Origin of the sequence: Streptomyces sp. NPDC000075 (assembly GCF_040301925.1) — a bacterium.
In the GTDB taxonomy this organism is placed as follows: Bacteria; Actinomycetota; Actinomycetes; order Streptomycetales; family Streptomycetaceae; genus Streptomyces; species Streptomyces polychromogenes.
This window is the reverse complement of the sequence record NZ_JBEPFL010000027.1, coordinates 53,591-79,744: the sequence shown is the minus strand read 5'-3', so window position 1 is coordinate 79,744 and position 26,154 is coordinate 53,591. Positions and strand designations below refer to the sequence as shown.

At 74.5% G+C, this 26,154-nt stretch carries 21 protein-coding genes; 8 read left to right on the top strand and 13 right to left on the bottom strand.

Annotated features, from left to right (window positions below):
- Positions 1-38: 38 nt before the first annotated feature.
- Together ABT403_RS27495 and ABT403_RS27490 are read right to left on the bottom strand one after the other, a co-directional pair.
- Positions 39-1,103 carry a helix-turn-helix domain-containing protein gene (locus tag ABT403_RS27495; protein WP_344151124.1) on the bottom strand — a complete coding sequence of 355 codons (1,065 nt, stop codon included), beginning with the start codon at positions 1,101-1,103 and terminating at the stop codon, positions 39-41.
- Between the two features lie 288 nt (positions 1,104-1,391).
- A complete protein-coding gene (locus ABT403_RS27490) occupies positions 1,392-3,116 on the bottom strand; it encodes an AMP-dependent synthetase/ligase (protein ID WP_344151121.1) in 1,725 nt (574 codons plus the stop codon).
- Between the two features lie 117 nt (positions 3,117-3,233).
- Between ABT403_RS27490 and ABT403_RS27485 the strand changes: the two genes are divergently transcribed.
- The gene (locus ABT403_RS27485) at positions 3,234-4,244 is read left to right on the top strand and encodes an AraC family transcriptional regulator (protein ID WP_344151118.1); all 1,011 of its coding nucleotides are present in this window, start codon (positions 3,234-3,236) and stop codon (positions 4,242-4,244) included.
- Between the two features lie 179 nt (positions 4,245-4,423).
- Complete coding sequence (locus ABT403_RS27480; RefSeq protein ID WP_344151115.1) at positions 4,424-5,587, top strand: lipase family protein; 1,164 nt, start codon at positions 4,424-4,426, stop codon at positions 5,585-5,587.
- Between the two features lie 23 nt (positions 5,588-5,610).
- Here ABT403_RS27480 and ABT403_RS27475 read toward each other — a convergent pair whose 3' ends face one another.
- Together ABT403_RS27475 and ABT403_RS27470 are read right to left on the bottom strand one after the other, a co-directional pair.
- Positions 5,611-7,131, bottom strand: a complete 1,521-nt coding sequence (locus ABT403_RS27475; RefSeq protein WP_344151112.1) for an alpha/beta hydrolase — start codon at positions 7,129-7,131, stop codon at positions 5,611-5,613.
- 175 nt (positions 7,132-7,306) lie between these two features.
- On the bottom strand, positions 7,307-9,175 hold the full coding sequence (locus ABT403_RS27470) for an AMP-dependent synthetase/ligase (RefSeq protein ID WP_344151109.1): 1,869 nt from the start codon (positions 9,173-9,175) through the stop codon (positions 7,307-7,309).
- 238 nt (positions 9,176-9,413) lie between these two features.
- Between ABT403_RS27470 and ABT403_RS27465 the strand changes: the two genes are divergently transcribed.
- On the top strand, positions 9,414-10,211 hold the full coding sequence (locus ABT403_RS27465; RefSeq protein ID WP_344151106.1) for an LppU/SCO3897 family protein: 798 nt from the start codon (positions 9,414-9,416) through the stop codon (positions 10,209-10,211).
- Between the two features lie 57 nt (positions 10,212-10,268).
- On the opposite strand, the gene ABT403_RS27460 is transcribed toward ABT403_RS27465, so the two are convergent.
- Positions 10,269-10,790, bottom strand: a complete 522-nt coding sequence (locus tag ABT403_RS27460; RefSeq protein ID WP_344151103.1) for a DUF1648 domain-containing protein — start codon at positions 10,788-10,790, stop codon at positions 10,269-10,271.
- Positions 10,791-10,943: 153 nt separating this feature from the next.
- On the opposite strand from ABT403_RS27460, the gene ABT403_RS27455 reads away from it, so the two are divergent.
- Together ABT403_RS27455 and ABT403_RS27450 are read left to right on the top strand one after the other, a co-directional pair.
- On the top strand, positions 10,944-12,842 hold the full coding sequence (locus ABT403_RS27455) for a WD40 repeat domain-containing serine/threonine protein kinase (protein ID WP_344151100.1): 1,899 nt from the start codon (positions 10,944-10,946) through the stop codon (positions 12,840-12,842).
- A 28-nt stretch (positions 12,843-12,870) separates the two neighbouring features.
- Positions 12,871-13,215: a hypothetical protein gene (locus ABT403_RS27450; protein WP_344151097.1), complete on the top strand. Its 345-nt coding sequence runs from the start codon at positions 12,871-12,873 to the stop codon at positions 13,213-13,215.
- A gap of 24 nt (positions 13,216-13,239) precedes the next feature.
- On the opposite strand, the gene ABT403_RS27445 is transcribed toward ABT403_RS27450, so the two are convergent.
- The gene (locus tag ABT403_RS27445; RefSeq protein WP_344151094.1) at positions 13,240-13,674 is read right to left on the bottom strand and encodes a MarR family winged helix-turn-helix transcriptional regulator; all 435 of its coding nucleotides are present in this window, start codon (positions 13,672-13,674) and stop codon (positions 13,240-13,242) included.
- Between the two features lie 114 nt (positions 13,675-13,788).
- Between ABT403_RS27445 and ABT403_RS27440 the strand changes: the two genes are divergently transcribed.
- On the top strand, positions 13,789-14,649 hold the full coding sequence (locus ABT403_RS27440; RefSeq protein ID WP_344151091.1) for an MBL fold metallo-hydrolase: 861 nt from the start codon (positions 13,789-13,791) through the stop codon (positions 14,647-14,649).
- Positions 14,650-14,666: 17 nt separating this feature from the next.
- Here ABT403_RS27440 and ABT403_RS27435 read toward each other — a convergent pair whose 3' ends face one another.
- Entirely contained in the window at positions 14,667-16,193 is a 1,527-nt protein-coding gene (locus tag ABT403_RS27435; RefSeq protein ID WP_344151088.1) for a glycosyltransferase family 39 protein, read from the bottom strand.
- Between the two features lie 91 nt (positions 16,194-16,284).
- Positions 16,285-17,196 carry a helix-turn-helix domain-containing protein gene (locus ABT403_RS27430; protein WP_344151085.1) on the bottom strand — a complete coding sequence of 304 codons (912 nt, stop codon included), beginning with the start codon at positions 17,194-17,196 and terminating at the stop codon, positions 16,285-16,287.
- Between the two features lie 406 nt (positions 17,197-17,602).
- On the opposite strand from ABT403_RS27430, the gene ABT403_RS27425 reads away from it, so the two are divergent.
- Both ABT403_RS27425 and ABT403_RS27420 read left to right on the top strand, forming a co-directional pair.
- A complete protein-coding gene (locus tag ABT403_RS27425) occupies positions 17,603-19,897 on the top strand; it encodes a WD40 repeat domain-containing serine/threonine protein kinase (protein WP_344151082.1) in 2,295 nt (764 codons plus the stop codon).
- A 90-nt stretch (positions 19,898-19,987) separates the two neighbouring features.
- On the top strand, positions 19,988-21,190 hold the full coding sequence (locus ABT403_RS27420; protein ID WP_344151079.1) for a hypothetical protein: 1,203 nt from the start codon (positions 19,988-19,990) through the stop codon (positions 21,188-21,190).
- 9 nt (positions 21,191-21,199) lie between these two features.
- On the opposite strand, the gene ABT403_RS27415 is transcribed toward ABT403_RS27420, so the two are convergent.
- The 5 genes from ABT403_RS27415 to mqnE all read right to left on the bottom strand — a co-directional run bounded on the left by ABT403_RS27415 (position 21,200) and on the right by mqnE (position 26,153).
- Positions 21,200-22,165, bottom strand: a complete 966-nt coding sequence (locus ABT403_RS27415) for a glycosyltransferase family 2 protein (RefSeq protein WP_344151076.1) — start codon at positions 22,163-22,165, stop codon at positions 21,200-21,202.
- A 104-nt stretch (positions 22,166-22,269) separates the two neighbouring features.
- Entirely contained in the window at positions 22,270-23,595 is a 1,326-nt protein-coding gene (locus ABT403_RS27410) for a dicarboxylate/amino acid:cation symporter (protein ID WP_344151073.1), read from the bottom strand.
- A gap of 364 nt (positions 23,596-23,959) precedes the next feature.
- Positions 23,960-24,265 carry a DUF4229 domain-containing protein gene (locus tag ABT403_RS27405; RefSeq protein ID WP_344151070.1) on the bottom strand — a complete coding sequence of 102 codons (306 nt, stop codon included), beginning with the start codon at positions 24,263-24,265 and terminating at the stop codon, positions 23,960-23,962.
- Between the two features lie 94 nt (positions 24,266-24,359).
- The gene (locus ABT403_RS27400) at positions 24,360-24,884 is read right to left on the bottom strand and encodes a GNAT family N-acetyltransferase (protein ID WP_344151067.1); all 525 of its coding nucleotides are present in this window, start codon (positions 24,882-24,884) and stop codon (positions 24,360-24,362) included.
- A gap of 105 nt (positions 24,885-24,989) precedes the next feature.
- A complete protein-coding gene (gene mqnE / locus ABT403_RS27395; protein ID WP_344151064.1) occupies positions 24,990-26,153 on the bottom strand; it encodes an aminofutalosine synthase MqnE in 1,164 nt (387 codons plus the stop codon).
- Between the last annotated feature and the right edge of the window lies 1 nt (position 26,154).

The window sequence follows — 26,154 nt, the reverse complement described above, 5'->3', positions numbered from 1 at the left end:
CTCGTCTGTGCCCAGGGGGCCGAGTCATCACCTTCATGCTAGGCAGCCTTGCCGTTGTCGGACCGGCAATCGCCACAGGGACGCGGTGTCGGGGCGCGGAAGGGGCGGTCGCAGCCGTCGCAGGTCTGCCAGGGGTGGATGACACGGTCCCCGGGCGGCGCTCCGGTGGTCAGGGGCGGGTGTTTCGGGGCGGGGATCGGGACGGGGAAGGCGGCCTTCAGGCGGTAGGCCAGAAGGCCTGCCGGGTTGCGGAGGTCGTCCGGGACGTCGGCGGTGAGGGTGCGGCGTACGGCCTCGGGCGGGGCGGTCTCCAGCCAGCGGACGGTGTCGGGGACGAGGCGCTCGACGTCCCTCGCGGAGAGGAGGAGGCGCGGATCGCGGGCCCGCAGGCCCGCCAGGAGCTGGGCGGCTTCGCGGCGGAGGCCTGCCCGGTGCGGGCGCTCGGGCGGGGAGGGATCGACCGGGTCCGGCTCAGGTTCCGGATCCGGCGCCGGCTCCGGCTCCGGCTCCGGCTGGGGGTCCGGGGCCGGGTCCGGCTGGGGGTCCGGCTCCGGCTCCGGCTGGGGGTCCGGGGCCGGGTCCGGCTCAGGTTCCGGGTCCGGCTCCGGCTGGGGGTCCGGGGTCGGGTCGGGGTGCGGGGACGGGTCGGCCGCCGGGTCGGGGTCGGGGGCCGGGGGCGGGCCGGGCGGCGGGTCGGGTGGGGCCGGGGGCCTCGGCGGTGCGACCGGCGGGGGGACGTTGTACGCCACCGTGCGGGTGACGACCTGGCCGGCGGGGAGGCGCAGGCGGCTGCGGCGCAGGTAGCCCGCCTGCTCCAACTCCCTCAGCGCCCGGCCGATGCGGTGCTCGCTCTCCGGGAAGCGGTCGGCCAGGGCGCGGATGCCGACCGGGGTGCCCTCGGGGAGCGACTGGATGTGCACCGCCACCCCGATCGCCAGCAGCGACAGGTGCGCGTGCTGGACGAGCTGGTTGGCAACGACCGTGAAGTCGCGCGTAAGGGGGACGTTGGCGTGCGTGACTCCGGAAAGGCCACCGGATCGAGCGGTTCGGGCGGGAACACGGCGCGGCGCGCGCGGGCCCGCGCTAGGGTGCTGGAAAGCCATGCGGAAGGGTTCTGCTTCCTCGTGGATCAGGCCCTCGGCCGGGATTCGCCGTCCCGCCGGGGGCCGTCTCATGTCTGGAGTTGTCGGCGCGAGCATATGCCCGGCAACCACCACCGAATCCAGCCGAGTTGGCATAGTTCACCCGTCCGAGCGATCGCGGTCCGGGCGGGGAGGCTGGAGGGGTTGGTCTGGTTCTTTCCCCCGGTTCTTTGGTCTTTTGACGTGCGGCGCGACCGTCCGGCGGGTCGCCGTGTCGTAGGTTTCCGGGACCCCGTTCGAACGCGCGAGCTAGGCGTACAGGGCTTCTATCTCGGCCGCGTAGCGGTCCGCCACCGCCGTCCGGCGGAGTTTGAGGGTGGGGGTCAAAGTGCCCGCCCCGACCGAGAGTTCCTCCGTCAGGACGTGGAAGGCGCGGATGCGCGCCGGGCGGGAGACGGTGGCGTTGGCGGCGGTGACGGCGCGTTCGAGGTGGGCGCGCAGCTCCGGGTGGGTGGCCGGGGCAGGGCCGAGGTCCAGGCCCGCGCGGGCCGCCCAGGCGGCCACCTCCGCCGCGTCCAGGGCGAGCAGGGCCACCGGGTACGGGCGGCGGTCGCCGATCAGCACCGCCCGGGCGACGAGCGGGGAGGCCTGCTGGACGGCGAACTCCACCTCGGTCGGGGTGATGTTCTTCCCCGCCGAGGTGATGATCAGCTCCTTCTTGCGGCCGGTGAGGGAGAGGAAGCCGTCGGCGTCGAGGGCGCCCAGATCCCCGGTGTGCAGCCAGCCGTCCGCGTCCAGGGCCTGCGCCGTCGCGGCGGGGTTCGCGTGGTAGCCGGGGAAGACCATGGGGCCCCGGGCGAGCACCTCCCCGTCCGGGGCGATGCGCACCTCGCAGCCGGAGAGCGGGCGGCCCACCGTGCCGGGGCGGGCCGCGCCGGGGTGGTTGAGGCTGATCACCCCGCCCGACTCCGTCATCCCGTAGCCCTCGAACACCCGGATCCCGCAGGCCCGCAGGAAGTCCAGGGTGGCCGGGGCGATGGGGGCGCCGCCGGTCAGGGCCCACTTCAGGCGGCCCCCGAAGGCCGCCCGGACGGGCGCGTACAGGGTGCGCTCCGCCTCCTCGTACGCCGGCCGGTCCCGCTCCGGGAGCCGGTCCTCGGCCGCGAGGACGCCCAGCCGCACGGCCTCCTCGAACCGCTCCCGGCCGCCCTCGCTCCCCTCGGCCAGGGCCAGCGCCACCGCGTGGACCTTCTCGAACAGCCGGGGCACCGACGGCAGGTGCGTCGGCCGGGCCCGCGCCAGCTCGGCGAGCACGTCCTCGACCCGGCCGCCGAAGTAGCACAGCTCCCCGCCCTCCAGCAGGGTGGTGAACTGAATGAGCTGCGCCAGCAGATGGGCCAGCGGCAGGTACAGGTACGTGGAGTCGCCCGGCCCGCCCTCGACGAGCGGGAGCGTGGCGTCCTGGACGGCCCCGAGGTTGCCGTGGGTGAGGCGGCAGCCCTTCGGCAGGCCCGTGGTGCCCGAGGTGTAGACGATCGCGGCGTCGGCACCGGGGGTCACGGAGGCGGCGCGCGCGGCCAGTTCGGACTCGGGGGCCCTCGTCCGCGTCTCCTCGTCCATGCGGACGACCGCCCTCAGCGCGGGCAGCTTCGGCCGCAGCGCCTCCACCCGGGCGGCCTGCGCGGCGTCCTCGCAGACGGCCGCCACCGCCCCGGAGTCGGCCAGCACCCAGGCCAGCTCCTCCTCGCCCGCCGTCGGGTACACCGGCACCGGTACGGCGCCCGCCGCCAGCACCCCGAAGTGCGTGTACGTCCACTCCGGCCGGGTCTCCGCGAGGATCGCCACCCGCTCGCCGGGACCGACGCCCAGCCCCAGCAGCCCCCGTCCGGCCTCGCTGACGGAGGCGGCGAGTTCGGCGTAGGTGCGGGTCTGCCAGCCGCCGTCGGGGGTGCGGAACCTGAGGGCCGTCAGCGGCCCGTACCGCTCCCCCGTCCACTGGGTGAACACCGCCAGAGTGCCCGGCCGACCGTCCATCGCACGCCCTCCCCGGATAGGTGACCCCCCGATGGTGGGTGCGGCGGGCGCCCCGGCGGCATGACCGGAAGCGTCAGCACCGCTGACCCCGGCGCTCACGCGGGCTACCGTCGGGGCATGGGGAGGCGGACGGTCAGCGTGCACCACGTGCGCGCCGTGCTCGCGGGGGCGCGGCACGGCGGCGTGGACCTCGTACCGCTGCTCCAGGAGGCGCAGATCCCGCCGCTGCTGCTGGGCGACGACCGGGCGCGGGTCACCCCGGCGCAGTTCGCCCGGCTGTTCCGGGCGCTGTACCGGACCACGCGGGACGAGTTCCTCGGGCTGTCGGCCGTACCGAGCCGGCCGGGGACCTTCGCGATGATGTGCTACGCCTGCGTGGGCTGCCGGGACCTGGGCGCGGCCGTGGAGCGGGCGGCCGCCTTCTACGGGCTGTTCCCGGGCGGGCCGGAGCTGGCGCTCGAAGTGGAGGGCGGCGAGGCGCGGTTCACGGTGCGCGGGGAACTGGGGCGGGACGGGGAACGGTTCCTGTCGGAGTGCGTGCTGGCGATCTGGCACCGGCTCAGCAGCTGGATGGTGGGCCGTCGCATCCCCCTCGCCGGGGCCTCGTTCGCGTATCCGGCGCCGGCGCACCGGGGTGAGTACGACGTGCTGTTCGACTGCCCGGTGCGGTTCGGGGCGGAGCGGACGGCCGCCGTGTTCGACGCGCGCTGGCTGACCGCGCCGCTGGTGCGCGACGAGCCCGCGCTGGAGGCGATGCTGCGGCGGGCCCCGTTCGACCTGCTGTCGCGGCCCGAGTACGGGACCACGGTCGCGGAGCAGGTACGCCGTTCCCTGGCCCGGGGGCTGCGCGGGGCGCCGGGGCTGCCGGAGCTCGGGGAGGTCGCGGCCCGGCTGGCGGTGTCCCCGGCGACCCTGCGCAGGCGGCTCCAGCGGGAGGGGACCTCCTTCCAGCGGCTGAAGGACCAGGTGCGGCGGGACGCGGCGATCGCGGGGCTGGCCGAGAGCGGTGAGCCGATCGCGGAACTCGCCGCCCGGCTGGGCTTCTCGGAGGACACCGCCTTCCACCGCGCGTTCCGCCGCTGGACGGGGACGACCCCGGGCGCGTACCGGATCGCCTCGGGCGGCTGACGGGGGGCGGGCCCGGGGCCGGGCGGGGCCTGGGCGGCCGGGGGACGGGGCGGGCCTGGGCCGGGCGGGTGGTGGTGGGTGCGGCCAGGGAAAGTGAGCTGCGCGGTCAGCGACATGCCGAGCGGTCGGTCACTAGCTTCGAGCTACCTACCCCCACACGGACGTTGGGAGTTCCGCCCATGCGTGTCCGCAGCACCTCCCTGGCCGCCGCCGTCGCCGCCCTGCTCCTCGCGGCCTGGGCCCCGGCCGCCGCCGCCCAGGGCGCCGAGGACGCCCCCGCCGCCGCCCGGCCCGGTGACGTCGTCGCCAGCGCCCCCTCCGCCTTCCACCCCCTGCCCGGCCAGCCGACCGGAACCCGGGCCTGGAAGATCCACTACCGCTCGACCACCGCCGACGGCGCGCCGAACGTGGTCTCGGGGACCGTCATCGTCCCGCAGGACGGCCGCACGGGCCCCCGCCCGCTGATCACCTACGCCGTCGGCACGGTCGGGCTGGGCGACTCCTGCGCGCCGAGCGACAACCTTCCGTACGGCACCTCCGGCGAGGCCAACCTGATCCAGCAACTGACCCAGCGCGGCTGGGCGGTGGTCGTCACCGACTACGAGGGCCTCGGCACGCCGGGCCTGCACACCTACACCGTCGGGCCCTCGGCCGGGCACGCCGTCCTGGACGCCGCCCGGGCCGCGATCCGGCTGCCGGAGGCCGGGCTGGGGGCGGACACGCCGGTCGGGATCATGGGGTACTCGCAGGGCGGGCAGGCCAGCGGCTGGGCGGCCGAGCTCCAGGGGTCGTACGCGCCGGAACTGAAGGTCAAGGGCACGGCGACGGGCGGGGTCCCGGCGGACCTGATGAAGGTGGCCGCCTTCAACGACGGCTCCTACGGCTCTGGGCTGATCTTCATGGCGGCCGCCGGGCAGGACGCGGCCTTCCCCGAGCTGAAGCTGGACTCCTACCTCAACCCGGCGGGCCGGGCCCTGGTCGGGGGCATGAAGGAGGGCTGCGTGGCGATCGACGCGATCGCCGGCTCCTTCAAGCGGATCTCCGACCTGACCACCCGCGACCCCCTCGCCCAGCCCGACTGGCAGGCCCGCCTGGGCCAGAGCCGGCTCGGCCGGACGGCCCCGGCCGCGCCGGTGCTCCAGTACCACGCGGTCGGCGACGAGCTCATCCCGTACGCGGTGGGACGTCAGCTGCGGGCGGACTGGTGCGCGCGCGGCGCGGACCTCCAGTTCGACACGATCCTGCTCGGCGAGCACGTCAGCGGGGTGATCACGCACGCCCCGGCGGCCGCGAACTGGCTGGCCGACCGCTTCGCCGGCCGGGCCACCCACCCCGACTGCTGAAGCCCCCTCCCCGCCCCGCCGGTTCACTCGCCGGCGGGGCAGGCGCGCGTTCCGGCGGGGAGCCGGCCGTCGGTCAGGAAGCCGTCGACGTAGCCGCGCACGCAGGCCGACGAGGGGTAGCCGGTGTGCCCGTCGCCCTTGTGGTCCACGATCACCGCCGAGCCGAGGCGGCGGGCCGTCTCCTCCGTCCACTCGTACGGGGTCGCCGGGTCGCCCCGGGTGCCGACGAGCAGCATGCGCGGGGCGCCGGGGTGGTCGATGCGGCGGATGAAGTCGGTGCCGGCGGGGCGTCCGTAGCAGGCCAGGACGGTCATCAGCTGGCGCGGTCCGAAGATCTCCGAGACCGCGCGGAACCGCTCGCTCAGGGAGCCGATCTCCCTGGCGATGCTCACCGGGTCGGCCTTCTCCTCGCCGCGGTCGGGGTCGTCGGCGCAGTTCACGGCGATGAGGGCGGCCTCGGCGTTGTCGGCGGGGACCTTGGAGGGGGTGCCCGCGGGGGCCGAAGGTTCGGCGGGAGCCAGGAACCCTTCGAGGCCGGCGGGGTCGTCCTCGCGTTCGGCCTGCCCCAGGGCGGCGGCCAGATCCGGCCAGTACGCCGTGTAGTAGAGGGCGCTGCCGATGGCGAGGACCGCCTCATCGCCGGTGAAGGGGGTTCCTCCGCTACCGGTCATCGGGTGCTCGTCCAGACGGGCGACGAGGGCGTTGACCTTCTCCTTGGCCGTACGGGTGTTCGTGCCGTAGACGCAGCCCTGCCGGTGGGCGCACCAGGTCAGGAAGTGGTCGAGGGCGCGCTGCTGTCCGCGGGCGGAGGCGAGGGCCTGCTCGGTGAGGGAGTCGGCGAGGCTGTCGACGCCGTCGAGGACCATCCTGCCGGTGTTCTTCGGGTACAGGGCGGCGTAGACGGCGCCGAGCCGGGTGCCGTAGGAGAAGCCCAGGTAGTTCAGCTTCTCCTCGCCGAGGGCCCGGCGGATGGCGTCCATGTCCCGGGCGACGTGGACGGTGCCGATGTACTGGAGGACGCGCCCGGAGTGCCGCTCGCACCGGCGGACCTCGGCGCGCAGGGCCGCCAGCTGAGCGGCGGGGTCGCCGGGGGCCGGACCGGAGCCGGCGGCCTGAACGCCGCCGCAGGAGACGGGGTCGCTGAGGCCGACCCCGCGCGGGTCGAAGGCGATCAGGTCGTAGCGTTCGTTGAGTTCGGCGAAGAGGGCGGGGTCGGCGGCGAGATAGGCGATCCCGGGGGCGCCGGGGCCACCGTAGTTCAGCAGCAGGGACCCGAGGCGGCCGCGGGCTGGGGCACTGGCGGGGAGCTTGGCGAGGGCGATGCGGGTGGTGCCCCCGGCGGGGTGCTCGTGGTCGAGGGGGACGTCCAGGGTGGCACACCGCATCCCCGCCGGGACGGGCTTCTCGGGGCAGTCACCCCACCGGATGCCCTGGGCCGTGCCGGTGGCGGGGGCGGGGGCCGTGCCGGCGGCGGGGGCGGCGGCCGTGAGGGCGGCGGCCAGGGCGGTGGCGCAGGCTGCGGTACGTATCCGGGCACGGCGCACGGGACGCTCCTCGGGTGGCCCCCCGTCCGGTCAGCCCACGATAAGCGGCTGCCGTCGCCCCCGCCCGTCGGGGCGGGCCGCCGCGCGGGCTGGATCGCCCGCAGGGCGATTCCAGCCCCGCCGGCGATTGAGGCGCGGGGTCTGGGGCGGAGCCCCAGGGAACGGCCCGGGCCGTTCAGGCCCCGCGCGGGGTGCGGTACAGGGCTTCGATCTCCTCCGCGTAGTCCCGCGCGACAGCGCCCCGCTTCAGCTTCAGCGACGGCGTGAGGTGTCCCCGGGCCTCGCTGAACTCCCCCGGCAGCACCGCGAAGCGGCGTATCGACTCCGCCCGTGACACCAGCTTGTTCGCCTCGTCCACCGCCCGCTGGAGCTCCTCCCGCAGCGCCGGGTCCGTGACCAGTTCCCGCACGGGCACGTCCTGCTTCTTGTGCATCTGCCGCCAGTGCGCGAGCCCCTCCGGTTCCAGGGTGATGAGGGCGGCGACGTAGGGCCGGTTGTCGCCGATCACCATGCACTGGCCGACCAGCGGGTGGGCGCGCAGCCAGTCCTCCAGCGGTGCGGGGGCCACGTTCTTGCCGCCGGAGGTGATGATCAGGTCCTTCTTGCGGCCGGTGATGGTGAGGTAGCCGTCGGCGTCGAGCTCGCCGATGTCCCCGGTGGCCAGCCAGCCGCCGGCCGGCTGCGCGGAGACGTTCCAGTACCCGGCGAAGACGTGCCCGCCGCGCAGCAGCACCTCCCCGTCGTCGGCGATCCGCACCGCCGTACCCGGCAGCGGCCAGCCGACCGTGCCCAGGCGGGGCCGCAGCGGCGGGGTGACGGTGGCGGCGGCCGTCGTCTCGGTGAGCCCGTACCCCTCGAAGACCTCGACGCCCGCGCCCGTGTAGAAGGCGGCGAGCCGCCGGCCCAGGGGGGAGCCGCCGCTGAGGACGTAGCGGACCCGGCCGCCGAGGGCGGCGCGGATGCGCCGGTAGACCAGCGGGTCGTACACGGCGTGGGCGGCCCGCAGCATCAGCCCGGGCGGGTCGCCTCCCTCGACGGCCTCCCCGACGCGCTGGGCGATGCGGGCGGCCCGGTCGAAGGAGGCGGCGCGGCCCATCCGTTCGGCGGTGGCGCGGGCGGTGTTGTAGACCTTCTCCAGGACGTAGGGGATGGCCAGCAGGAAGGTGGGCCGGAAGCCGGCGAGGTCGGCGAGGAGGTCCTCGGTCGCGATGCTCGGCGCGTGGCCGAGCTTCACGCGGGCGCGCATGCAGCCGACGGCGACCATCCGCCCGAAGACGTGCGACAGCGGCAGGAAGAGCAGGGTGGAGGCGGGGTCCTCGCTGACGGACGTGAAGACCGGGTGCAGGAGGGCCACCGCGTTGTCGACCTCGGCGAAGAAGTTGCCGTGGGTCAGGGTGCAGCCCTTGGGCTGGCCGGTGGTGCCGGAGGTGTAGACGAGGGTGGCGTAGGAGTCGGGCGTACGGGCGGCTCTGCGCGCCTGCACGATCGCGTCGGGGAGGTGCTCCCCGGCCTTGACGAGGCGGGCTATGGCCCCGGTGTCGATCTCCCACAGGTGCGCGAGGCCGGGCAGGTGGGGGCGTTCGGCGCTGATGAGCCGAGCCTGGACGGTGTCCTCGACGGCGCAGGCGACGGCGCCCGAGTCGTGGATGATCCAGCGGGCCTGGAGGGCGGAGGAGGTCGGGTAGATGGGGACGGTGACCAGCCCGGCGGCCCAGCCGGCGAAGTCCAGCAGGGTCCACTCGTAGGTGGTCCGGGCCATGATCGCGAGCCGGTCGCCCTCCGCGAGCCCCTCGGCGATCAGCCCCTTGGCGACGGCGAGCACCTCGGCCGCGAACTCGGCGGCGGTGACGTCCCGCCAGGTCCCGTCGCGTTCCTTGCGGGCGAGCACCGGCTCGTCCGGGGCCTCGCGGGCGTTGAGGAAGGGCAGGTCCCCGAGCGATCCGCCGGCCGGCACTCCGGCGAGGGCGGGCACCGCCACCTCGCGGACCACGCCCGCGACGATCGTCTTGACGGGTTCGACCAGCGTCGGCTCTGCGGCGTCCACGGCTCGTTCTCCTCGGTCGATCGGGGGTTACCGCCGGTAATCTACGCACGCGCCTCCCCGCTCGGACACCCCTCGGACCAGCCCTCCTCCACAGCTCCACACCCCGCGAACGATCTCCACCCCGACTCCGCACACCTCACGAACCCGTTCCGGCCCGGCGGAACCGCTGCGTCAGCAGGCGGGGAGGGGGAAGAATCCCCCAAGTCCGCCAGGGCGCCGCCACTTTGAGGAGCAGCCGGTGTCGTCAGAGGAAATCCAGCTCACGCTCACCCCCGCCCAGGCCGCCGCCGGGGCGACCGTCGACGTCCCGCTCGCGTCCGGAACCGCGCGGCTGCGCATACCGCCGGCCCGCGACGGCGACCTCGTCCGGGCCCGTGTCGGTGACCAGGAGGTACGGCTGCGGATACGGGTGTCGCAGCCCGCCGCGCACGGGCCCACGGTGCCGGGCCCCTTCGGCCCCGTCACGGTGGGGCAGCCCGCGTCGCCGCCCTCCGGGAAGTCGGGCGCCCTGGGCTGCCTGCTGGCACTCGGCGTCACCGCCGCGGTGATCATCGGCGTCGTGGTGGCGAGCAGCGACGACGACCACTCCCGCCCCACCGCCTCCGCCACGCCCTCGTCGACGTACAGCCCGTACAGCCCGTACACCCCGCCGACGTACAGCCCGCCGACGTACAGCACCCCGACGTACTCCCGTGATCCGGCGACGGATCCGGCCGCCGCCCCCACGTACGCCCTCCCCTCCCCCTCCCCGACCACCGAGGCCCCCCGCCCCTTCGATGAGGGGACCTGCCTCAACGGGCAGCTGCCGGACTCGACGACGGCGACCCGCGTCACGGGCGTGCACGAGGTCTCCTGCAAGGCCGACGACGCCCACTACCGGGTGATCCAGCGGTTCCCGGGCACCTCGGACATGAGCCGCTGCGACCAGAACTCCGATACGGAGTACGGGTTCTCGTACCGGTACACGATCAACGGCAGCGTCCTCAACGAGTACGTCTACTGCCTGGTCGGCCTGGGCTCCTACGCCCGCGGCTGACCTTTCGCCCCGTCAGCGGGCCGAGCGGGGGCGGCGCCGCGCGGCGCCGCCCCGTACTCACCGCGAAGCCCCGCCCCGGCGCCCGAGCGCCGCCGCGCCGAACCCGGCGAGCAGGGCCACGGCGACCACCACCGCGACCCCCCACCCGTTCACGGCCCCGGCCTGTCGCCACTCGGCGGCGTCCAGGTTGGCCCGTACGATCGACGCCTGCGTCCCCGCGAGCATCACCCCGCCGAAGCCCAGGGCCCCCAGGGCCCAGCCGCGCAGGGGCGCCCGCCCGATCCCGAACGCCACGGCGGCCACCACGACCACCCACACCACCGCCGGGAACAGCGCGGCCGCCCACAGCCCCATCGACCCGTCGGGCGCCCCGGAGTCCCCGCTCCAGTGCGTGGCCACCGGATCCGGCAGCCTCCCCGCGACCGCGAGCGGCAGCCCCACCAGCAGCGCCAGCACCCCGGCCCCCCACCCGGCGACTCCCCACACCGCACGGTTCCTCACATCATCCCCCTGCTCGTCTCGACGGTCCCGCTCCTGCCACACCCCGTCGGTCACCGGGGCGCGCACACGTTCCAGCATCTCCCATGTGTCCGTTTCGCGGAGGAGCGGGGCCGGGCCGCTCGGGAGCGTGAACCCGGACGGCGTCTCCGGCCCGCCGACTGACCCGTGTTGCACAATGACCCGTGCCACGGCGGCGGTTGACCGCAGTGCGGGCAGGGGGCGGAGGCAGCCATGCGGGCGGGAGAGGAGCTGGCCGGGCGGTACCGGCTCGAAGCCGAGCTGGGGCACGGCGGAACCGGCGAGGTGTGGCGGGCCCACGACTCCGCGCTCGGGCGGGACGTCGCGGTGAAGGTCCTGCTGGAGTTCGACGCCTCCGAGGAACTGCTGGGCCGGTTCCGGCGGGAGGCCGAGATCGGGGCGCGGCTGCGGCATCCGGGCCTCACCGTCGTCCACGACACGGGACGGCACGAGAAGCGGCTGTTCATCGTGATGGAGCTGCTGGAGGGCGAGGACCTCGCCCGGCGCATCGCCGCGCACCCCGGCGGGCTGCCGCTGCCCGAGGTGCTGGACCTCGGGCTCCAGGCGGCAGAGGCCCTCGCCGCCGCGCACGCGCAGGGGGTGGTGCACCGGGACCTGAAGCCCGCCAACCTCTTCCTGCTCACCGAAGGCCGCCTGAAGATCTGCGACTTCGGCATCGCGCGCACCGCCGACGCCACCGCCGCCCTGACCGCCACGGGCCGGGTCTTCGGCACGCCCGCGTACATGGCGCCCGAGCAGTGGCGCGGCGAACAGGTCGACGCGAGCTGCGACATGTACGCGCTCGGCGGCACCCTGTACGCACTGCTGACCGGCACGCCGCCGTTCCCGCTCGGCGAGAACGCGTGGGTGCTGATGCGCCTGCACCTGGACGAGACCCCGGCCGCGACGGACACCGTACGGGCGGACGTGCCGGCCCCGCTGGCGGAACTGGTGGACGAGCTGCTGTCCAAGGAGCCCGGGGACCGCCCGGACGCCCCCGCCGTCGCGGAACGGCTGCGCGCCCTCCTGGATCCGGGAGCGCCCCTGCCGCCGCCCCGGCCCGGGCGCCCGGCCCTCCTCGGGCGGCGGGCCGGGCCCCGCCCCGCGTCCGCCGGCCGGCCCGCGGTGACGCGCCGCAACCTGCTCCTCGGGGGTCTGGCGGCGGCGGCCGGGGTGGCGGGCGGGACGTACACGGTGCGGCTGCTGACCAAGGACGAGAACCGGGGCGGTCCGGCCGGCGACCGCTCGGTCGTCGCCCGCCACACCGACGCCGTCCAGTCGGTGGTCTTCAGCCCGGACGGCAGGTTCCTCGCGAGCGGCGGCGGTGACCGCGAGGTCCGGATGTGGGACATGACGGCCGACTCCGGCTCCGCCTCCTTCCCCACCCGCGGCGCGGCCGTGACCTGCCTGGCGTTCAGCGACGACGGCACGGTCCTCGCGAGCGCCGGCCCGGACCGCTCCATCACCCTGTCGGACGTCGGACGCCGCAGCGCCAAGGCCCAGTTGTGGACGTCCGCCGGGGTGATGTCGGTGGCCTTCAGTCCGGACGGGACGCTCCTCGCCGACGCCGACGACCGCGTCGTCCGCCTCTGGGACCTGGCCGCCGGCACGGCGGCCGCCGTCCTGCGCGGCCACACCGCCGCCGTGCGCTCGGTGGCCTTCAGCCCCGACGGAGGGACGCTCGCCAGCGGCGGCGAGGACGGCGTCGTCCGCCTCTGGGACGTCGCCGGCCGCAGCGCCGCCGCCACCCTCACCGGCCATACCGCGCACGTGGCCTCGGTGGCGTTCAGCCCGGACGGGAAGACCCTCGCCAGCGGCAGCGGCGACACCACCGTCCGGCTGTGGGACGTCGCCAGGCGCACCGCCGCCGCCCCCCTCACCGGCAGCAACAGCCCCGTCCGGTCGGTGGCGTTCAGCCAGGACGGGAACTACCTCGCGAGCGGCGGCGGCCGGACCGTGCGGCTGTGGGAGGTCGTCACCCGCTCGGCCGCCCCCAACTTCAACGGGCACACCGGTGCCGTCACGTCCGTGGCCTTCAGCCCGGACGGGCTGCACCTGGCCAGCGGCAGCGAGGACGCCACCGTCCGGGTGTGGCGGCGCCCCTTCCCCTGACGGCCCGGCCGGCGGTGATGATGTGGGCATGACGCACCACCGCCCGCGCCGCCGCCGGCCCCGCCGCGAGAGCATCGATCTGCCGGGGGACCGGGGGTGTCTGCGGTGGGTCCTGGGCGCCCCCCTGGCCGCCTTCGTCTACCTGCCGGCCGCCTGGCTCTGCTTCGTCTCGTTCGACCTGAACCCCGACGGCGGCCCCTACGACCCGGTCCGCGACGACGCGCTCTTCACCGCCCAGGCGTGCGTGGCCCTGTGCTTCGCGGGGCTGCTGCTCACCGCCGTCCCGCTCTTCCACCGCACCCTGGGCCGCTGGTGGTACGCGGCACCCTTCGTGCTGGCCTCGCTCGCCTTCCTGCGCGCCCAGACGCTCTGACGCTCCGGTCCCGGCCCCCGGTCCTCAGGAAGCGGTGACGGCCCGCTCCAGCAGGTCGCGCAGCAGCCGCTGCTCCTCCGGCGCGAGGGAGGCCACCGGCGAGTCGACGTGCAGGAGGTCGAGCAGCCGGGTCCGCAGCGCCGCGCCCTCGCCGGTCAGGACGAGGTGCCTGGCGCGCCGGTCGGTGGGGTGCGGACGGCGCTCGACCAGCCCGTTCTTCTCCAGCTTGTCCACGACGAAGGTGGCGTTGGAGGGCTCGCAGTTCATCCGCTCGGCGAGCTCCCGCATGGTCATCGGCCCGGTCATCTCCCGCAGCGCGACCGCCTGTGCGGCGGTGATCCCGAGGGTGGCGGCCCGCGCCCGCACGTGCTCGGAGATCCGCTGGGCGAGCCCGTCGACCAGCCCGCAGAGCTGCCGTTCGGCGACGGCCTGCGACTGCGGCTCGGGGGACTTCGTCATGGCGCCCACCCTAACAACCCCATCAAGCGGAAATAATTACAGCTTGAATGATTCAAGCTTGATGTTTATGGTGATCACCGTCTCCGCCCACCGGCACCTCGACAGGGAGAAGCCATGCCCGATCTGACCGCATCCGTCCACCGGGACGACACCCGCCTGAGCCGCCCCTCGGGCATCCGCTCCCTCCACCTGGGCGAGACGAAGGTGACCTACCTCCCGGACGGCTTCGCCCGCCTGCGCCCCCTCGCCCTGCTCCCCGACAGCACCGAGGCGACCTGGGCCGCGCACCCGGAGTACCTGGACGAGACGGGCAACCTGGCGGCGAGCGTCGGCGCCCTCCTCGTCGAGCACGGCGGCCGCGCCCTCCTGATCGACGCGGGCATCGGCCCGCACTCCTTCACGATCCCGGACGGCCCCCTGCACTCGGGCCACGGCGGCGCCCTCCCCGACAGCCTGGCCGCAGTGGGCCGGCGCCCCGAGGACATCGAGGCGGTGGCCTTCACCCACCTCCACTCCGACCACCTCGGCTGGGCCTGCGAACCCCTCCTGGGACACGCCGGGTTCCTGGTCTCCGAGCCGGAGTGGGCGGGCCGCGACACGCTGGAGGACCACGTGGTGGCGGCCCTCTCGAAGAACGTCCGCACGATCGCCCACGACGAGGAGGTCTTCCCGGGCGTCCGCGTCCGCATCGCCCCGGGCCACACCGTCGGCCACACCGAATACGTCATCACGGGCGGCGGCCGCCGCCTGATCGCCTTCGGCGACGCGATGCACTCCCCGATCCAGGCCGCCCACCCCTCCTGGTCCTCGGGCTTCGACCACGACCCCGCCGCCACCGCCCCCCACCGCCACCGCCTGCTGGCGGAACTCTCCGAACCGGGCACGACCGGCTTCGGCGTCCACTTCGCGGACGTGGTCTTCGGCCGGGTCGACCGGACCCCCGACGGCCCGTCCTGGCACCCGGTGGACGCCTAGGCGGACGGGCCCGGGCCCTACCGGCCCGGGCCCTGCCCCTTCTTGTCCACCAGCAGTCCGACCGTCAGGCCGCTGAGGGATTCCGTGCCGTAGGCGGTGTACCTCAGGCGCAGCGCGGCGGCCTGCTCCTTGGGAACCGCCCCCAGCACGTCGGGGGCGTCGCCGGGCACCACCACCCAGATCCGGCTCTCCCCCGCCAGGCACCGGACCGGCCGGGGACAGTAGAGCGGGAACAGCTCGTCGTTGTCGGCGGCGGACCGGGCGAGGAAGACCTCCCTCGGCTCCACCCCGGGCTTGAGGTAGTAGCGCACCCCCTGGTCCAGCATCCAGGGGGCGCCCCGGACGTAGACCACCCCGTCCCCGGGGCGGTAGTACTTCTCGATGGTCCGCGCCGCGCCGGCGTAGTCCGCGGCGTGCGGCACGTCGTGCTCGAACGGGCTCCTGACCCGGCGCTGATCGGGCAGCACCAGCACCGCGACCAGGGCCAGGACCGCGACCGCGGCCCGCCGGGACCGCGTCGCCCCGGCCAGCCCCGCCCCCGCCAGCAGCGCCCAGGCGGGCACGGTGAACAGCGCGTACTGGTAACGGAAGTAGGAGACGGCGCCGTGCGACGCCGCCCACAGCACGAGCGGGGGCACTACGGCGACGGCGGCGCAGAGCAGGACGCCCTCGCGGCCCTCCCGCCGGGCCAGGGCGGCCAGCGCGATCACCAGGCCGGCGCACAGGGCGGAGGCGAACAGCTGGGGCCAGATCTCGGCCAGGCCCCAGGCATCCGGCTCCGGCACCCAGAAGAGCTGGCGGGACGCCTGCGACCTGCCGAGCAGGACCACCGGCAGGGCGCACACGGCGGCGGCGGAGCCCGCGACGAGGAAGGGCCACAGCCCCCGGCCCTCACGGCGGGCCCGCAGAACCACCGCGGGAGCGTGGCACAGCACGATCGTGAGCGCGATCAGGTGCAGCAGCCCCAAGACGGCCAGACACCCCCCGTACGCCGCCCACCGCGCCGCCCGCCCCAGCGGCCGACGGGCCCCGTCCATGGCCCTGATCAGCAGGAACGTGGCCAGGGTCGCGAACAGCATCACCAGGGCGTAGCTGCGCGCCTCCTGGGCGAACCGGCTCGTCGCGGGAAGCACCGCGAAGAGCGTCCCGGCGCAGAGCCCGGCCCTCGGCCCGAAGAGCCGGCGCCCGGTCACCGTGACGAGGGCCGCCGTCGCGGTCACCGCCAGGACCGTGGGCATGCGCAGCGACAGGTGCGAGTCCCCGAACACGGCCGTCCAGCTGTGCATCAGGAAGTAGTAGGTGCCGTGCACCGCGTCGACGTGGTGCAGCAGCGCCCAGATCTCCCGTGGACTGCGCCTGCTCACCTCCCAGGTGACCAGCTCGTCGGTTCCCAGGAGCGTGCCGCCGGCCCCGAAGAGGGACAGGAGCAGGGCGGTCAGCGCGGGCCAGACCCACGCGACGGCGCCCGCCCTCGCGACGGCGCCCGATGCCGTTCCCTCGGGCTCTTCGGCTTCTCTCTGCGCAGACCGCACAAGAATCGTCACGGACCACACGCATAGCCCCGCCCCACCGGCCCCCGGCCCCGGACCACGCCCGCACCCCCGCTTTTCACCCCACCGGCCGAACCCCCCGGCCCTAAGCCGCCGCGTCCAGTTCCTCGGGTGGGCAGGTGGGGCAGCGGCCGGGGGTGGGGGCGCGGAAGGCGCGGTCGCAGCCGTCGCAGTTCTGGAGGGGGTCGGGGCGCACGGGCTTCGCCTTGGGGGCCTCGCGGGGGAGTTCCGGCGGGAGGCCGGCCCGCAGGCGGTAGCCGATGACCCCGGCCGGGCTGCGCATGTCGTCGGGCAGCCCGGTGACGAGCACCCGCCGGACGGCCTCCGGCTCGGCACCCCGCTCCAGCCAGGCGCTCACCCCCGGCGCGAGCCGGAGCACGTCCCGCTCGCCGAGCAGCAGCCGGGGGTCGTCCCCGCGCAGCCGGGCGAGCAGCTCCACGGCCTCCCGCCGTACGCGCCCGGGCGGTTGGGGCGGTTCGGGGAGCACCGCGACGTCCCGCACGGGGGCCGGGGCCTCCGGCGGCAGGGCGGGCGCGGGTCCGCGCTCCGGCGCGGGGGCCGCGGCCCGTGCCGCCGGGGCGGCCAACGGTTCGGGTGCCGGCCCGGGCCCGGGCGCGGGGCCCCGCTCCGGGACGGACACCAGCTCCGGGACGGACTCCGGCTCGGGGAGGGGTGCCCGGTCCGCCGGGGGCGTGGGCGGGGCCGGGGGCGGCCCGTCGGGCTTCGGGCTGCTGTAGAACACCGTCCGGGTGACCACGCGGCCGCCCTCGGTCCGCACCCGCTCGCGCTCCAGGTACCCGGCCGCCTCCAGCTCCCGCAGCCCGCCGGCGATCCTCACCTCCCCCTCGGGGAACCGCTCGGCCAGCGGTTTGATGCCGACCGGGCTGCCGTCGGGGAGGGACCGGATGTGCACCGCGAGCCCGATCGCCAGCAGCGAGAGTCCGGGGTGCCGCGAAAGGTGGTCGCCCACCTCGACGGAGGGACCGGCGTCCGCCACGTTGACGTGGATGACACCTGAAGGGACGGTCCCGGCGAGAACACGGGACGCGGCGCGCGTGGGCGCGTTAGGCTGCCTAGGAGCCATGGGGAAGGTTGCTGCTTCCTGCTTGGTCAGGCCCTCGCCCGGGATGCCAGTCCCGACGGGGGCCGTCTCATGTCTGGGGTTGTCGCGGCGAGCATATGCCAGCCAACCGCCCTCAAATCCAGCCCAGTTGGCACAGTTCACCCATGTGAGTGAGCGGCGCCGAAACGGGGGGTCAGGGGGGTGGGTCGGTGGGTTTCACCCACCGACCAACCTTGGTTGGTAGACGTCGCCCGCCCCCGGATCCCGGTCCTCCGCGTCACGGCCGCGTGTTGAACAATGGCCCCTGCCACAGCGGCCATTGCACAACCGGGGGGAAACCATGAGGGCGGGGGATCGGCTGGCCGGGCGGTACCGGCTGGACGTGCGGCTCGGGCAGGGCGGGATCGCTGAGGTCTGGCGGGGGTTCGACGTCGACCTCGGACGGCCCGTGGCCGTCAAGGTGCTGCTGGAGTTCGACGCGTCCGACGAACTGCTGGGCCGGTTCCGGCGGGAGGCGTCCATCGGGGCGCGGCTCCAGCACCCCGGGATCACCGTCGTGCACGACATCGGGCAGCACGAGAACCGGCTGTTCATCGTGATGGAGCTGCTGGAGGGCGAGGACCTCGCCCACCTGCTCGCCCGCACCCCGGGCGGCGGGCTACCGCTTCCCGAGGCCCTCGATCTGGCGCTCCAGGCGTCGGAGGCCCTGGCCGCCGCGCACGCGCGGCAGGTGGTGCACCGGGACCTCAAGCCCGCGAACCTCTTCCTCCTCACCACCGGCGGCCGCCTGAAGATCTGCGACTTCGGCATCGCCCGCACCGCCGACAGCACCGGCGGACTCACCGTCACCGGCCGGGTCTTCGGCACGCCCGCCTACATGGCGCCCGAGCAGTGGCGCGGCGAGCACGTCGACGCGCGCTGTGATCTGTACGCCCTGGGGTGCGTGCTGTTCGCCCTGCTGACCGGGGCGCCGCCGTTCCCGGCCGCCGAGCAGGTGTGGGTGCTGATGCGGCAGCACCTGGACGAGACCCCGCCCGCGCTGGACTCCGTACGGCCGGGCCTGCCGGGGGAACTGGTCGAGCTGGTGGCCTCCCTGCTGTCCAAGGACCCCGCCGAACGCCCCGACACCCCGACCACCACGACCCGGCTCCGCACCCTGCTCGCCACGACGACCGCCGGGGCGGCCGCCCCCGCCCAGGCCCAGGCCCCAGCCCAGGCAGCCGTCCCCGCGCAGGCCCAGGCGGCCGCACCCGCGCAGGCCCCGGCGGCCGCACCCGGGCCGAGCCCCGCAGGGGCGAGCGTCCCGGGGCCCGAGCCCACGCTGACCCCCGCGCCGTGGCCCGACCCGGTACGGCCGCCGGCACCCACACCGGAACCGGCACCCGCACCCGCACCCGCACCGGCCCTCACCCCCGCGACCGCCCCCGCGCGGGAGACGGGCACGGCTCCCGCCGCCGCGCCCACGCCGCCGGCCGACCCCGACGCCCACGTCCCCGCCGCCTACCGCGCGGCCCCGCCCCCACCCCCGCCGACCGTCCCCGCGGCCGACGCCCGCCCGGGTACCAGCCGCCGGAAGCTGCTCCTCGGAGGCGTCGGTCTCGTGGCCGGGGCATGGGGAGGCGTGTCCCTCGTCCAGCGGCTCACCGAAGCGGACGAGTCCGCGCCCGGGCTGGAACCGCTGGCCGTCCTCCCCCAGCCCAGCAGTTCCGTGGAGTCCGTGGCGTTCAGCCACGACGGTGCCAGCCTGGCCGCCGCCGGACGCGGCAAGGGGGTCTGGCTGTGGAACGTGTCCACCAAGGCCCTCACCGGCACCCTCAAGCACGACAGCCCCCTGCGTTCCCTGGCCTTCTCCCCCGACGACAAGACCATCGCCACCGGGGGCGAGGACCCCGTCGTCCAGCTGTGGGACATCGCCAAGGGAACCCGCACCGGCCTCGCGGACCACACCGGCCCCGTCCGGTCGGTGGCGTTCAGCCCCGACGGGAAGAAGCTCGCCAGCGCGGGCGACGACGGCGGGATCCGCCTCTGGGACCTCGGCACCGGACGCCCCGCGGCCACGCTGACCGGGCACGGCGGCGCCGTCACCTCACTCGCGTTCAGCCCCGACGGCTCCGCGCTCGCCTCCGGCGGCAGCGACCGCAGCCTGCGGCTGTGGAACCTCGCCGGTCCGGCCCCCGCCCCGGGCCGCGCCTTCACCGACCAGCAGAACGAGGTGGCGGCGGTGGCGTTCAGCCCCGACGGCAAGACCGTCGCCGGCGCCGTCATCGGGGCCTACGGCAGCGTCGGCATGTCCAACGGCACCTACCCCGGCGTGGGCCCGGACCCTGCCTCCGCGGAACCGTCCGCCGGCTCCTGGGGCGCCCTGCGCGTGTGGGACACCGCGCAGGGGACCCAGTCCGCCCTCCACGCCAACAAGAGCGCCACCGTCAGCTCCCTCGTCTTCCGCCCGGACGGCAAGACCGTCGCGTGCGGCGGCTGGGACAACGCCGTGCACCTGTGGGACGTCGGCACGGAGCGCACCTCCCGCACCAAGGGACACACCGCCCCCGTGTGGTCGGTGGCGTTCAGCCCCGACGGCAAGCTGCTCGCCAGCGCGAGCGGCGACGGCACGGTCCGCCTGTGGAAGCTCTCCTGAGCGGCTGAGCGGCTGAGCGGCTGAGCGGCTGAGCCGTACGGCGGACCTCCGGGTGCGGGCCGGTGGGGCCCTGGCCAGACTGACGGGAAGATGATCCGATCCCCCCGGCCCGGCCGGCTCCGCGCCGCGCTGCCGCCGGCCGTCGCTTGGCTGGTCTCCAACCTGGTCACCTGGGCGGTGGCCCACGCCTCCGTCGCCGGTGACGGCTCACGGGTGGCCTACTGGACCACGACCGCCCGCCGGCGCTGGGACTCCGAGCACTACCTGTCCATCGCCCGGGGCGGCTACGAGATGTTCCGCTGCCGGGACCGCTACGCGAACTTCCCCGACGTCATGTGCGGGAACGTGGCCTGGTTCCCCGGCTACCCCATGGCCGTACGGGCGGTGTCCGGCACCGGGCTGTCCTACGAGCTGTCCGCCCTCGTCGTCACCGAGGCGGCACTGCTCGGCATGTTCGCGGTGCTGTGGTGGCTGCTCGGGGCCGTCCTCACCCCGGCCACCGGCCTCACCCTCGCCATCGGCTGCGTCTTCCCCGGCGGGGTCTACCTCCACGCGCTGTTCCCGATCGCCCTCGCCACCCTCGCCCTGCTCGTCTGCGTCGCCGGCCTGGGGCGCGGGTCCTGGTGGACGGCCACGGCGGGCGGCTTCGCGGCGGTCGCCTGTCACCCGGTCGGCGCCGTCGCCGTCGTCGTCCTGCTGGCCGGCGCCCTCTTCGCCTGGCCCGGGGACACCCGGCCGCGCCGGTGGGCGAAGGCCGGGGCGTCGGCGGCGGTCGCCGGGTGCGGGGTGCTGTGGGCCAAGTGGCTGATGTGGCAGGCGACCGGGCGCTGGGACGCGTACGAGACCATCCAGCGGTCCAGTTACGGGCAGGGGGACCTGCGTCAGCCCTTCGCGGAGATGGCCCGTGCCTACGCGGTCCCCTTCCGCGACTGGTACACGCCGAAGGGACGTCTGCCGTGGCTGGTCGAGCATTCCCTCGCCGCGCACCGGCCGGAGCTGTGGCTGAACACCGCGTTCGTGGTGCTGGTGGTGGCGGCGGCCGCCGTCCTGCTGGTCCGGGAGCGGCGGCTGTCCGCCGCGGAGTGGGCGGCGCTGGTGCTGACGGTGGCGGTGTTCCTGGTGCCGTTCGTCGCCGGGGCGCAGATGTCCTGGTACCGCAATCACGCCCAGATGTTCGCCGGGCTGGTCCTCGTCGCCCGCACGTCCCCGTGGGTGCAGGTCCCGCTGCTGGCCGCCTGCGCGGTCCAGTACGCCCTCCTGGGGGCGATGTTCTTCGCCGGGGTGCTGGTCTGAGGGGCGGCCCTACGGCTCCTCCTCCGCCGTGTCGCGGGCGACGACATACGTCGGCCGGGCCTGGACCGCCGTGTGGATGCGGGCCACGTACTCGCCGAGCATGCCCAGGCAGAAGAGCTGGACGGCGCCGAAGAACAGCATGGTGATGATCAGCGAGCTCCAGCCGGGCAGCGGGCTGCCCGTGGCGTAGACGGTGATGGCCCAGACGAGGAAGGCGAGGCAGACCACGGAGCTCAGGGCGCCGATCGCGGTGGCGAGGCGCAGCGGGAGGGCCGAGAAGCCGGTGACGCTCTCGAAGGCGAGCAGCACCATCTTGTGCAGGGGGTACTTGGAGGTGCCGGCGGCCCGCTCGGCGCGCCGGTAGGCGACCTGCCCGCTGGGGAAGCCCAGCCAGGGGATGAGCAGGCGGTAGATCTGCTGCTGGTCGGGGAGGGACTTGAGGGTGTCGACGACGGCGCGGGACAGCAGCCGGAAGTCGCCCGCCTGGGCGGGGACGTGGGCGCCGGCCAGGCGGCGCATCAGCCGGTAGTAGGCGCCGGCCGTGCGGCGTTTGAAGACGCTGTCCGTGGAGCGGTCGCCGCGTACGCCGTAGACGATGTCCAGGCCTTCCGCGCGGGCGAGGGCGAGCATCTCGGGGATGACCTCGGGCGGGTCCTGGAGGTCCGCGTCGATGCTGACCACCCAGGCGCCCCCGGCCCGGCGCAGGCCGGCGGTGAGGGCGGCCTGGTGGCCGCTGTTGCGGCGGAGGGTGATCACGCGCAGCTGCGGCCAGGCGGTGCGCAGCTCCTCCAGCAGGAGGGGGGTCCGGTCGGTGGAGCCGTCGTCGACGGCGAGGACCTCGTACGCCTGCGCGCACCCGTCGAGGACCGGCCGGAGCCGCGCCGCCAAGGCGGGCAGCACCTCCTCCTCGTTGAAGACGGGGACCACGACCGACAGGACGGGCCCCTCCCCGGGGGTGTCGCGCACAGCCCTCATGATGCGCGAACCCCCCCGCCCCGGCACGCGGAGGAACGCGCGGCGGCCCCCGCCCGGACGGGGGCGGGGGCCGCGGAGTGGTGCGGTGCGCGGGCGGTGTCGCGTCAGGCGGCGACGGCGACCGGGGCCGGCTGGGCGGCGGCGGGGGCCTCGTCCAGCGGGGAGGACGAGGCGGCGGCGTAGGCCTCCTTGTCGAGGATCCCCTCACGGGCGGAGACGAGGACGGGGACGACCGCCTGGCCCGCGACGTTCGTGGCCGTCCGCATCATGTCCAGGATCGGGTCGATCGCCATCAGCAGGCCGACGCCGGCCAGCGGCAGGCCGAGGGTGGAGAGGGTCAGGGTGAGCATGACCGTCGCGCCGGTCAGGCCGGCCGTGGCGGCGGAGCCGACCACCGAGACGAACGCGATGAGCAGGTACTCCTTGATGCCCAGCTGCACGTCGAAGATGTTCGCGATGAAGATCGCGGCGAGGGCCGGGTAGATCGCGGCGCAGCCGTCCATCTTGGTGGTGGCGCCGAACGGGACCGCGAAGGAGGCGTACTCCTTCGGGACGCCGAGGCGCTCGGTGACCTTCTGGGTGACCGGCATGGTGCCGACCGAGGAGCGGGAGACGAAGGCCAGCTGGATGGCGGGCCAGGCGCCCTTGAAGAACTGGACCGGGTTGACCTTGGCGACCGTGGCGAGGAGCAGCGGGTAGACGCCGAACATGACGAGCGCCGAGCCGATGTAGATGTCGGCGGTGAAGGTGGCGTACTTGCCGATCAGGTCCCAGCCGTAGCTGGCGATGGCGGTGCCGATGAGGCCGACGGTGCCGATCGGCGCCAGGCGGATGACCCACCACAGGGCCTTCTGGAGGAGTTCCAGGACCGACTCGGCGAGGTTCAGGACGGGCTGGGCCTTGGCGCCGAGCTGGAGGGCGGCGATACCGGCGACGGCGGCGAGGAAGACGATCTGGAGGACGTTCAGCTCGGTGAACGGGGTGACGATGTCCTTGGGCACGATGCCGGTCAGGAAGTCGATCCAGGAGCCGTGCCGCTTGGGCTCCTTGCCGTCGGCCGGGGTGAGGCCGGTGCCGGCGCCGGGGTCGGTCAGCAGGCCGATCGCGAGGCCGATGCCCACCGCGATCAGCGAGGTGATCATGAACCAGAGCAGGGTGCGGGTGGCGAGGCGGGCGGCGTTGTTCACCTTCCGCAGGTTGGTGATGGACACCAGGATCGCGAAGAACACCAGCGGGGCGACGGCCAGCTTCAGCAGCTGGATGAAGATGTCACCGACCTGCTCCAGCGTGGTCTTCAGCCAGCTGACGTCCTGGCTGCGGGCGATCCAGCCGAAGAGGACGCCGAGCGCGAGGCCGGCGACTATCTGGGCCCAGAAGGGGAACGTGAAGGAGGCCTTGGCGGGAGCCTGGGCCTGGGGGGACGCGGACACGGCAATCTCCGGGGGGACGCGCGGACGTACGGCGGAAGGTTTCTGCGGGGGTGCGGTACGGCGGCAGCCGGAAAGGGGCCGGGCCGGCCGGCGACCGCTGCTGCGGGCGCTTCAGCGGCAACGGCAACAGGCCGCTGAGACGCGGCGGCAGAGGTCGACGTGCAGGCGCGCCACGAGCGGGAGGCCCGGGGTCGTCGAGTGCGCTGCGGAGGTCAACATGTCCCACACGCTAACACTTCCGCTTTGAGAAACCCAAAGAGATGCTTTGAGCAATGACCCGGGAACGCCGAAGCCCCAGCGTGGCGGGGGGTGTTCCCGTCGCTGGGGCTCGCGGAAAGGGCGTGCGCGGCGTGCGCGTGTGGGGTCAGGCGCGGGCGGCGTCGTCCGCCTCGTCCTCCTGGCTGCGGTTCGCGGCGAGCTTCTGCTTCGCATCCGCGACGCGCCCGGAGATCTGCACGGACATCGCGTCGCGCTGCTTGCGCAGCAGGACGAAGGAGAGCGGCGCGGAGAGCACGAGCGCGAGGAGCACGACCCAGGCGGGATTGGCGGCGCCGAGCCCGGCGGGCACCAGACCGAAGTGGACCAGCAGGGCGACGAGGACCAGGCACCCGACGAAGATGACCAGGCGCATCGCGGTGTAGCGGATCGCCGCACTCGGCTTGAGGGACACGATGACCCCTTCTTTCTCATCGGAAACGTCGGACACGTCGGGACGTACCCGTCCAGTGAAGCACGCCGGGCCCGCGCACCCGGCCGCCGGGGCCTCAGTACAGGGGCAGCAGCATCGTGATGCCGTCGCGGTCGTCGCCGGGGGCCACGCGGATGGCGCCGGGGATGCGGCCGACCTCCTTGTAGCCGCAGGCCGCGTAGAACTGCTCCAGCCCGAGGCCGCCGCGGCATTCCAGGACGACGGCCTCGATGCCCTCCAGCGTGCGGGCGGCGTCGGCGAGGGCGGCCATCAGGGCGCGGCCGGCGCCCCGGCCCTGGTGGGCGGGGCTGACCATGACCGTGTACGCGTACACCCAGTGCTTCATGAGGTGGTGCGGGTTGAAGGCGAGGAAGGCCGCGGCGGCCACGGCCCCGTCCCCGTCGCGCCCGACCAGCAGCCGGTGACGGCCCTCGGCCATCGCGACGAGGTGCTTGACCAGGGCGGGCCGGATGTCGTCGAGGGTGACGGGCGGGACGAAGCCGACCGCTCCGCCGGCGTTGGAGACCTCGGTCCACATCTCCGCGATGCCGTCGCGGAGGGCGGGGTCGACGACGGGATCGAAGGTAAAAGTAAGGGCCACAGGGGAAAGCTATCCATTACCTACCCGCCGGGCAACGGGTTTTCGGCATACGAGAGGCCCCGGTCCACCGGGGACCGGGGCCTTCGCGGGGCCGGGCGCGGGGCGTCAGACGCGCATCGCCTGCGGGGTCTCGCGCAGCGAGGCGTCCGGGCCGGGGTACTCGCGGATGATCTCGTAGCGCGTGTTGCGCTCGACGGGGCGGAAGCCCGCCTCGCGGATCAGTTCGAGGAGGTCGTCGCGGGTCAGCTTGTTCGGGGTGCCGTAGTTGTCCGCGTCGTGCGTGATCTTGTACTCGACCACCGAGCCGTCCATGTCGTCCGCGCCGTGCTGGAGCGCGAGCTGGGCGGTCTGCACGCCGTGCATCACCCAGAAGACCTTGACGTGCGGCACGTTGTCGAAGAGGAGACGGGAGACCGCGAAGGTCTTCAGCGCCTCGGCGCCCGTCGCCATCGTCGTGCGCGCCTGGAGCTTGTTGCGGACCTTGCCGTCCTTCATGTCCACGAAGTCGTGCTGGTAGCGCAGCGGGATGAAGACCTGGAAGCCGCCGGTCTCGTCCTGGAGCTCGCGCAGCCGCAGCACGTGGTCCACGCGGTGGCGCGGCTCCTCGATGTGCCCGTAGAGCATGGTGCTCGGGGTCTTGAGCCCCTTCTCGTGCGCCAGGCGGTGGATGCGCGACCAGTCCTCCCAGTGGGTCCTGTGGTCGACGATGTGCTGACGGACCTCCCAGTCGAAGATCTCCGCGCCGCCGCCGGTCAGGGACTCCAGCCCCGCGTCGATCAGCTCGTCGAGGATCTCCGAGGCCGACAGGCCGGAGATGGTCTCGAAGTGGTGGATCTCCGTCGCCGTGAACGCCTTCAGCGAGACGTTCGGCAGCGCCTCCTTGAGGGCCGACAGCGAGCGCGGGTAGTAGCGCCAGGGGAGGGAGGGGTGCAGGCCGTTGACGATGTGCAGCTCGGTGAGGTTCTCGTTCTCCATGGCCTTGGCCAGGCGGACGGCCTCCTCGATGCGCATCGTGTACGCGTCCTTCTCGCCCGGCTTGCGCTGGAACGAGCAGTACGCGCAGGAGGCGGTGCACACGTTCGTCATGTTGAGGTGGCGGTTGACGTTGAAGTGGACCACGTCACCGTTCTTGCGGGTGCGCACCTCGTGGGCGAGACCGCCCAGCCACGCCAGGTCGTCCGACTCGTAGAGGGCGATGCCGTCCTCACGCGTCAGCCGCTCGCCGGAGCGGACCTTCTCCTCCAGCTCGCGCTTGAGCCCAGCGTCCATG